The organism is Vibrio sp. V42_P2S4T144 (genome assembly GCF_009904715.1).
Lineage (GTDB): Bacteria > Pseudomonadota > Gammaproteobacteria > Enterobacterales > Vibrionaceae > Vibrio > Vibrio alginolyticus.
In genome coordinates this window covers 1-8,392 of the sequence record NZ_WXWS01000377.1, presented here as the reverse complement: position 1 = coordinate 8,392, position 8,392 = coordinate 1, and the positions used below count along the sequence as shown (strand labels likewise).

General features: G+C 46.6%; 6 protein-coding genes. 3 read left to right on the top strand and 3 right to left on the bottom strand.

Features of this window, described 5'->3' with window-relative positions; genetic code table 11:
• Positions 1-1,060 (bottom strand): cell division protein ZapE (gene zapE, locus CAG68_RS12795; RefSeq protein WP_161441228.1); only part of this gene is annotated, 1,060 nt, incomplete at its 3' end.
• Between the two features lie 195 nt (positions 1,061-1,255).
• On the opposite strand from zapE, the gene zapG reads away from it, so the two are divergent.
• From zapG to degS, 3 genes are all read left to right on the top strand, one after another.
• The gene (gene zapG / locus CAG68_RS12790) at positions 1,256-1,699 is read left to right on the top strand and encodes a Z-ring associated protein ZapG (protein ID WP_005379861.1); all 444 of its coding nucleotides are present in this window, start codon (positions 1,256-1,258) and stop codon (positions 1,697-1,699) included.
• Between the two features lie 200 nt (positions 1,700-1,899).
• Complete coding sequence (locus tag CAG68_RS12785) at positions 1,900-3,267, top strand: Do family serine endopeptidase (RefSeq protein WP_025768400.1); 1,368 nt, start codon at positions 1,900-1,902, stop codon at positions 3,265-3,267.
• 190 nt (positions 3,268-3,457) lie between these two features.
• Complete coding sequence (gene degS, locus CAG68_RS12780; protein ID WP_017633606.1) at positions 3,458-4,522, top strand: outer membrane-stress sensor serine endopeptidase DegS; 1,065 nt, start codon at positions 3,458-3,460, stop codon at positions 4,520-4,522.
• A 37-nt stretch (positions 4,523-4,559) separates the two neighbouring features.
• Here degS and parC read toward each other — a convergent pair whose 3' ends face one another.
• Positions 4,560-6,845: a DNA topoisomerase IV subunit A gene (gene parC / locus CAG68_RS12775; RefSeq protein ID WP_005379870.1), complete on the bottom strand. Its 2,286-nt coding sequence runs from the start codon at positions 6,843-6,845 to the stop codon at positions 4,560-4,562.
• Positions 6,846-6,848: 3 nt separating this feature from the next.
• On the bottom strand, positions 6,849-8,392 hold a 1,544-nt coding region (gene parE, locus CAG68_RS12770), incomplete at its 5' end, for a DNA topoisomerase IV subunit B (protein WP_161441227.1).

The following is an 8,392-nucleotide window of genomic DNA, read 5'->3' as shown; positions in this document are numbered from 1 at the left end:
CAGTAAGCCGAGACAAACAGCGCTTAAATTCGAACTCTAACTGCCCATCAGTATATAAGTCGGACATTGGCACTTCAGCAGAAATAATCAACTTAACATTGCGCTCGTAAAACTCATCGACTAGCGCGATAAAGCGTCTCGCCGCATCATCTATTTTTCGGTTCATTTGTTGAACATCTGCCAGTAATACAGTGTGGTAAATACGAGACAATTCAATGTAGTCATTTTGACTGCGAGCAGTTTGACACAACTGAGCAAACGACGCATGCAGCACCCCGTCGCTTGCTTCAATCACCGCTAGTTGACGGTGGTTAACTTCGATTTGATGAGCAACAAACTGACGCTCTCCAGTCAGCTGCTGATAATATTTGTTAAGGTTTATGCTAGCCTGCTCATCAAGCGGGTAATGGTATATTTCAGCCTGTTCTAACGTTCTTAAGCGATAATCAACGCCACTATCGACATTCAACACTTCACAACGCGCCAAAATCATATCGATCGCGGGCAAAAAGCGCGCTCTTTGCAAACCGTTACGATATAAGTTCTGCGGCTCAATGTTTGAAGTCGCGACTAGGATCATCTGCCGCTTGAACATTTCTTGAAGTAGCGTTGCAAGGATCATCGCATCAGTAATGTCGGAAACAAAAAATTCATCAAAGCAAACCACATCGGCTTCTTCTTTAAATTTATCCGCCACTTTTGATAGCGGATTTTCGACATCACCTAACAGCTTCAACTCATCATGTACTCGATACATAAATCGATGGAAGTGGACGCGCATTTTTCTTTGGGTCGGTAAAGCATCAAAAAATGCATCCATAAGGTAGGTTTTACCGCGACCTACGCCCCCCCAAAAGTAAAGGCCTTTTGGTGGTTCAGGCTTGTCGATTTTTTTCCCCATTAGCTTTTGCCATTTGGAAAGCTGAGGCACAGGCGCTGACTGAAATTCAACGATAGCATGGTAAAGCTTGTCTAATGCAACGACCGCTTGATACTGAGCTTCATCACGCTGAAACCCGTGTTCTGCTATGTCTTTTTGATATTGTTGTAGTGGTGTCATCGTATTAAGTCGTATAGAGGTATAGAGAAAAGGGTTACCTCGGGGTCAACTTTGAGAATAGAGAGAAGTAGTTATCAGTCCCCGAAGACATACTGCTATTTTTCTTTATCGGCTGTTCAAGCCATAGTAACATGGACGAGCACCGCGTGTAACTAAGTAGTAAAAGACTTGTTAAAACAACTATAAGGAGCAGTTATGCCTTGGATTTATGCCATTGTGGGTTTGCTGGTCGGTACAATCGTAGGCGTAGTCATTAGTAGACTAACCACCCCTGAATACAAAAAACAAAAGTCTGTGCAGAAAGAACTTGAAGCGGCCAAGTTTGAATTAGAGCAACAACGTCAAGAGCTCGTCGATCACTTTGCACAAACCGCAGAAATGTTGGACACCCTAGGTAAAGATTACACCAAGCTATACCAACATATGGCCAAGACCTCTTCTGAGCTTTTGCCAAACTTACCAGAACAAGACAACCCGTTTGATAAGAAAACGGCAATGTCGTCTGAAACCATTGCAGAAGATCAACCAGAGTTTAACGAACAACCAAAAGACTACGCTAATGGCGCCACCGGTCTTTTGAAGGATCAAGAGAAAGAAATCATTAATGCTCCCGAAGCGGTAACCGCAAAAGCATCATAATCCTCTCTTACTTCTATCTAGGGCCGATACATTTGTATCGGCCCTTTTTTGAACTTTTTCACCTCACCTTCGCTCTAACTTGGGTGTGCACTGCCTCCCCTTTTGATTGTCCGAACTAGACCCTATATTAGTTATTAACAAAGTGAACTAACCGTTCGGATATTTCTTTTTGGCAGACATGTTTCAAGAGGAGTTATTGGATGAAAAAACCACTGCTTGCGCTCACCGTTCTATCTCTGAGTTTGGGTTCGATTATTGCCCCAGTTCAAGCCACTGCCGCATTACCTTTGAATGTGGATGGCCAACAGTTACCTAGCTTGGCACCAATGCTTGAGAAGGTGACCCCAGCTGTTGTGAGTATTGCTGTAGAAGGTAAACAAGTACAAACCAGCCGCATTCCCGAGCAATTTCAATTTTTCTTTGGCCCAGACTTTCCTATGGAACAAAGGCGAGAGCGCCCGTTCAGAGGTTTAGGGTCTGGTGTCATTATTGATGCGAAGAAAGGCCATATTGTCACTAACTACCACGTGATCAAGGGGGCAGATGAGATTCGAGTTCGCCTCTTTGACGGGCGCGAGTATGACGCTACGCTCGTTGGCGGTGATGAAATGGCCGATGTTGCGTTACTTAAATTAGAGAAAGCGAAAAACTTAACGCAGATTAAAGTCGCGGATTCCGACAAACTGCGTGTCGGTGACTTTACGGTTGCGATTGGTAACCCATTTGGGCTCGGTCAAACTGTGACTTCGGGTATTGTTTCAGCCCTTGGTCGTAGTGGCTTAAACGTTGAAAACTTCGAAAACTTCATCCAAACCGATGCCGCAATTAACAGCGGTAACTCTGGTGGTGCATTGGTCAACCTTAATGGTGAGCTGATCGGTATTAATACTGCGATTTTAGGCCCTAACGGCGGTAATGTGGGTATTGGCTTTGCGATTCCATCAAACATGATGAAAAACCTCACTGATCAAATTCTAGAGTTTGGTGAAGTCAAACGCGGCATGTTGGGTGTGCAAGGTGGCGAAGTAACCTCTGAGCTAGCTGATGCATTGGGTTACGAGTCAAGTAAAGGGGCCTTTATTGGTCAAGTCGTACCGGACAGCGCAGCTGATAAAGCAGGGTTAAAAGCCGGTGACGTAATTGTATCGGTGAACGGCAAAGCGATTAATACTTTCTCAGAGCTCCGCGCAAAAGTGGCAACACTGGGCGCAGGTAAAGAAATCACATTAGGTGTGGTTCGAGATGGTAAGAATAAAACCTTTGATGTAACGCTTGGCGAATCTACGAATATGAAAGCTAAAGCGGAGACATTACATGAGGGACTCAAAGGTGCGGAGTTAAGCAATACAACACCAAGTGATGTAATCCAAGGTGTTAAAGTATCGAGCGTTGCAGATAACTCTCCAGCGGCTCAATATCAATTACAACAAGGTGACATTATTATCGGTGTGAACCGTCAACGAGTGAAAAACCTTGCCGAGCTTCGTACAATCGTAGAGAAACACAAAGGTGTACTGGCTCTTAATATTCAACGTGGTGAACGTACTATTTATCTTGTCATTCGTTAACCACTTTCAACGTGATAGGAAATAAGGTTTTCGATGCATAGTACTGAGTGATAAGGCTCGATCACTTTTCCTTATCGCTCAATAACTAATGAAAAGGGCAGCGCGATGACGTACTGCCCTTTTGTTATTTTTCAATGTAATGCTATTCTTCATCTTCGATGCCATTTTGGCGCTCACGCATGGAGAGGATATGCTCAGCTTTTTATTACGTTCTGTCTTTTTAGGCTTGGCTACTGCCGCAGTGGTATTACTGGCGGTTCCATCTTTGCGCAACAACGTAATTCCTGCCGCGCTTGATCCTCAACCTGTTAATATCGCATCAGTCGAGTTGACGTTTAATCAAGCGGTCCGAAGAGCAGCGCCTGCAGTGGTAAACATCTACAGCCGTAAGTATGTTGAGAATGATCGCAGTAAACTCTCGACTCAAGGTCTGGGGTCAGGTGTCATTGTTAGTGAGAAAGGCTACATCATTACTAACTATCATGTGGTTGCTCAAGCTGATCAAATTGTTGTGGCATTACAAGACGGCAGAGCCGCAGCGGCTCAGCTCGTAGGGACAGATAAACGTACTGATATAGCCGTGCTGCGTGTCGAAGGTTCGAATTTGCCCGTAATCCCTCTGAACTCTAATTACAAACCACAAGTGGGCGATGTAGTACTAGCCATCGGTAACCCATACAACCTTGGACAAACCACAACGTTCGGCATTATTTCTGCCACAGGTCGTTCATCTATTAGCGATGGTCGTCAAGCATTCATTCAAACCGATGCCGCCATCAATGAAGGTAACTCTGGTGGAGCCCTAGTGAACACACAAGGCGAGCTCGTCGGCATTAACACCGCCTCTTTTCAGCAAGCGACAGACTTAGAAACTTACGGTATTTCTTTTGCGATCCCTGCGCCGCTAGCCAGTAAGATCATGCAGAAAATCATCGCTGATGGCCGCGTGATTCGTGGTTATATTGGAATCGACGGCCAAGACATTAATGCGGTCACTGCTCGCCTGCTTGGAAATGAACACATAGGTGGTATTGTCGTACTTGGTATTGATCCAAATGGTCCAGCCAATGCGGCAGGCTTCCAAAAGCAGGACATCATTATCAGTATTGATGGCAATAAAGTGCAAGGGCGTCAGAGCGTTATGGATATCGTCACCGATTTACGTCCTGGCACCACCGTGGACGTCGGTATCATTCGCAAAGGAAAAGAGATGACCTTGAAAGTCACCATTGCCGAAGACAAGCAAGAAGCATAAAAAATCCCAGCCATTGGCTGGGATTTTTATTTGTGCGTTACTCGCTATCGCTCGGTGTTTCCGTCGTATCGGAATCATCCAGCTCAACTTCAATGCGAGTGACTCGCTGCAAACCTCTCGGTAATAACCCACCTCGGCGACCACGTTCGCCACGGAAGTTATCAAGGTCAGACGGTTTAAGACCCAACTTTCGCTTACCCGCGTACAGCGTTAACGATGCACCTTTTGGTAAAGACATTAAGTGAGATAGTACTTCTTCTCGCTCTTTTGCTTTAGCAGCAGGAATGTTGATGATCTTATTCCCCTTACCTTTCGCCAGTTGTGGCAAGTCTTTGATTGGGAACAGCAGCATGCGACCTTGGTTAGTGATTGCTAAGATTTCATCAGAGTCTAAATCTTCAATCTCTTTTGGCGTCATGATCTCAGAGTTGGCAGGTAAAGTGACGAGCGCTTTACCACTGCGGTTTTTAGACAGCAAGTCCGCGCCTTTACATACAAAGCCGTAACCTGCATCTGAGCCCACCAGCCACAGCTGCTCTTCTTCACTCATGATGACTTGGCGAATACTGCTACCAGCCGTAATATTCAAGCGACCGGTAATCGGCTCACCTTGACTACGAGCAGAAGGCAGTGAGTGCGATTCCAGAGAGTAACTTCGACCGTCACTACCTAGGAATACCGCAGGCTGATTACTCTTACCTCGAGCATGCGCTAAATACTTATCACCCGACTTATAGTTTAAGCCTTCGGCATCCACGTCATGGCCTTTCGCGTGACGAATCCAACCTTTCTCAGAAAGCACAACCGTGATTGGCTCACTTGGTACGAGGTCACGTTCAGTCAGCGCTTTTGCTTCTGCACGCTCAACCATTGGAGAGCGACGATCATCACCGTATTTCTCTGCGTCTGCTTTGATTTCTTTTTTCAGTAGTGTGTTCAGACGACGCTCAGAACCGAGTAGCTGTTCTAGCTTCTCACGCTCTTTCTCTAGCTCGTCTTGCTCACCACGGATCTTCATCTCTTCTAGTTTTGCTAGATGACGAAGTTTGGTATCTAAAATTGCATCCGCTTGGATATCGGTAATACCAAAGCGTTCCATCAGCACAGCTTTTGGATCGTCTTCAGTACGGATGATCTCAATCACTTCATCTAGGTTGAGGTAAGCAACCAACAAACCTTCCAAGATGTGTAGACGAGCCATTACTTTGTCTAGGCGGTGTTGTAGACGACGACGCACAGTCGTACGACGGAACTCGATCCACTCAGATAGAATTTGCACCAGACCTTTAACTTGAGGACGGTTATCCAAACCAATCATGTTCAAGTTAACGCGGTAACTGCGCTCAAGATCCGTTGATGCGAACAAATGGTTCATCAACAAGTCACAATCGACGCGGTTTGACTTAGGCACCACAACAATACGCGTTGGGTTCTCGTGATCCGATTCGTCACGAAGATCGTCAACCATTGGCAGCTTCTTCGCACGCATCTGGTTAGCGATTTGCTCAAGCAGTTTGGCACCCGATACTTGGTGAGGCAAAGAAGTGATAACAATATCAGAACCTTCTTTATGCCAAACCGCGCGCATTTTGATGCTGCCACGACCGTTGCGGTAAATCTTCTCGATATCCGCTTGCGGCGAGATAATTTCTGCTTCTGTTGGGTAATCCGGACCTTTGACATACTGCATCACGTCTGGCAGTTCTGCTTTCGGGTTGTCGATCAAATGAATAGTCGCATCTGCGATTTCACGAACGTTGTGCGGTGGGATGTCTGTTGCCATACCAACGGCAATGCCGGTTACACCGTTAAGCAGGATATGAGGCAGACGTGCTGGCAACATTTGTGGCTCTTTCATTGTGCCATCAAAGTTAGGTTGCCATTCAACCGTGCCCTGGCCAAGTTCGCCAAGCAATACTTCAGCAAACTTAGACAGTTTTGCTTCGGTATAACGCATTGCCGCAAATGATTTCGGATCATCTGGCGCACCCCAGTTACCTTGACCATCCACTAATGGATAGCGGTAAGAGAATGGCTGAGCCATCAATACCATCGCTTCGTAACACGCTGAATCACCGTGCGGATGGTATTTACCTAGCACGTCACCAACGGTACGTGCAGATTTTTTGTATTTTGCTGATGCAGAGAGACCAAGCTCTGACATCGCATAAATGATGCGTCGTTGAACCGGCTTTAAGCCATCACCAATGTATGGCAAGGCGCGGTCCATGATTACGTACATCGAGTAGTTCAGATAAGCGTCTTCAGTGAACTTGCGCATTGGCAATTGTTCGACGCCATCGTAGGTAATTTCTGTAGACATCCGTTACACCTCTGCCAAGTCGCCGTTGTTTTGTAGCCAAGAACGACGGTCATCTGCACGCTTTTTACCTAGCAGCATGTCCATCATTTCCATGGTCGCCGTAGAGTCGTCAATGGTTAACTGCACTAAGCGACGCGTGTTCGGATCCATGGTGGTTTCACGCAACTGAAGTGGGTTCATCTCACCCAGACCTTTGAATCGTTGCACGTTGATTTTGGCTTTCTTCTTCGACAAGCGCTCTAAAATGCCATCTTTTTCATCATCATCGAGGGCGTAGAACACTTCTTTCCCGCAGTCGATTCGATACAGAGGCGGCATCGCCACATAGATATGACCCGCTTCCACTAGTGCGCGGAAGTGACGAGTAAATAGAGCACAAAGCAGCGTTGCGATGTGAAGACCATCCGAGTCCGCATCGGCAAGGATACAGATCTTACCGTAACGAAGACTCTCGAGGTTGTCGCTATCTGGGTCAATACCCAAAGCAACGGAGATATCGTGTACTTCTTGAGACGCAAGAACTTGATCGGCAGAGACTTCCCACGTGTTCAAGATCTTACCACGCAGTGGCATCACGGCTTGGAATTCACGGTCACGTGCCTGTTTTGCCGAGCCACCCGCAGAGTCACCCTCCACAAAGAAGATTTCCGTGCGACTTAAGTCCTGTGCTGAACAGTCGGTCAACTTACCTGGCAGTGCTGGGCCGGACGCCACTTTCTTACGTACGACTTTTTTCGCTGCACGCATACGACGGTGTGCGTTAGCGATACAGACTTCTGCCAATTGCTCTGCGAGCTGAGGCTTTTCGTTCAACCAAAGACTGAACGCATCTTTTACAACGCCAGAGACAAATGCCGCGGTTTGACGAGAAGACAGACGTTCTTTGGTCTGGCCTGCAAATTGCGGGTCTTGAATCTTAACCGACAGCACGTAAGAACAGCGGTCGAAAACGTCATCACCCGTTAGCTTCACGCCACGAGGTAATAGATTACGGAACTCACAGAATTCGCGCATCGCTTCCAACAAGCCTTGGCGTAAACCATTAACGTGCGTACCACCTTGAGCGGTGGGGATCAGGTTAACGTAGCTTTCGGTGATCATCTCACCGCCTTCTGGCTGCCAAATTACCGCCCAGTTTGCCGCTTCAGTATCCGCCAAGAACTCACCAGTAAATGGTTCTTCAGGAATAACTGGATAGCCTTTTACACCTTCCGCAAGATAGTCTTTCAAACCATCTTCGTAGTACCACTTATAGTCTTTGTCATTAACTTTGTCGGTTAATGTGATTTCTAAGCCCGGACACAAAACCGCTTTTGCGCGCAGGTTGTTGACTAAGCGCGTCACAGAGAAGTTAGCCGAATCGAAGTACTTCGCATCAGGCCAGAAATGTACGCTGGTACCGCGATTGCGACGACCACATGTGCCAGTTACGGTCAGATCAGACACTTTCTCGCCGTGTTCAAATGCAATTTCATACACTTGACCATCACGACGAACTGTTACTTCAACGCGTTTTGACAACGCGTTTACTACAGATATACCTACCC

What these genes read in the sequence shown, in the direction of transcription:
- zapG (WP_005379861.1), top strand. Translation starts at nt 1,256, where the DNA reads ATGCCTTGGATTTATGCCATTGTGGGTTTGCTGGTCGGTACAATCGTA.
- CAG68_RS12785 (WP_025768400.1), top strand. Translation starts at nt 1,900, where the DNA reads ATGAAAAAACCACTGCTTGCGCTCACCGTTCTATCTCTGAGTTTGGGT.
- degS (WP_017633606.1), top strand. Translation starts at nt 3,458, where the DNA reads ATGCTCAGCTTTTTATTACGTTCTGTCTTTTTAGGCTTGGCTACTGCC.
- parC (WP_005379870.1), bottom strand. Translation starts at nt 6,845, where the DNA reads ATGTCTACAGAAATTACCTACGATGGCGTCGAACAATTGCCAATGCGC.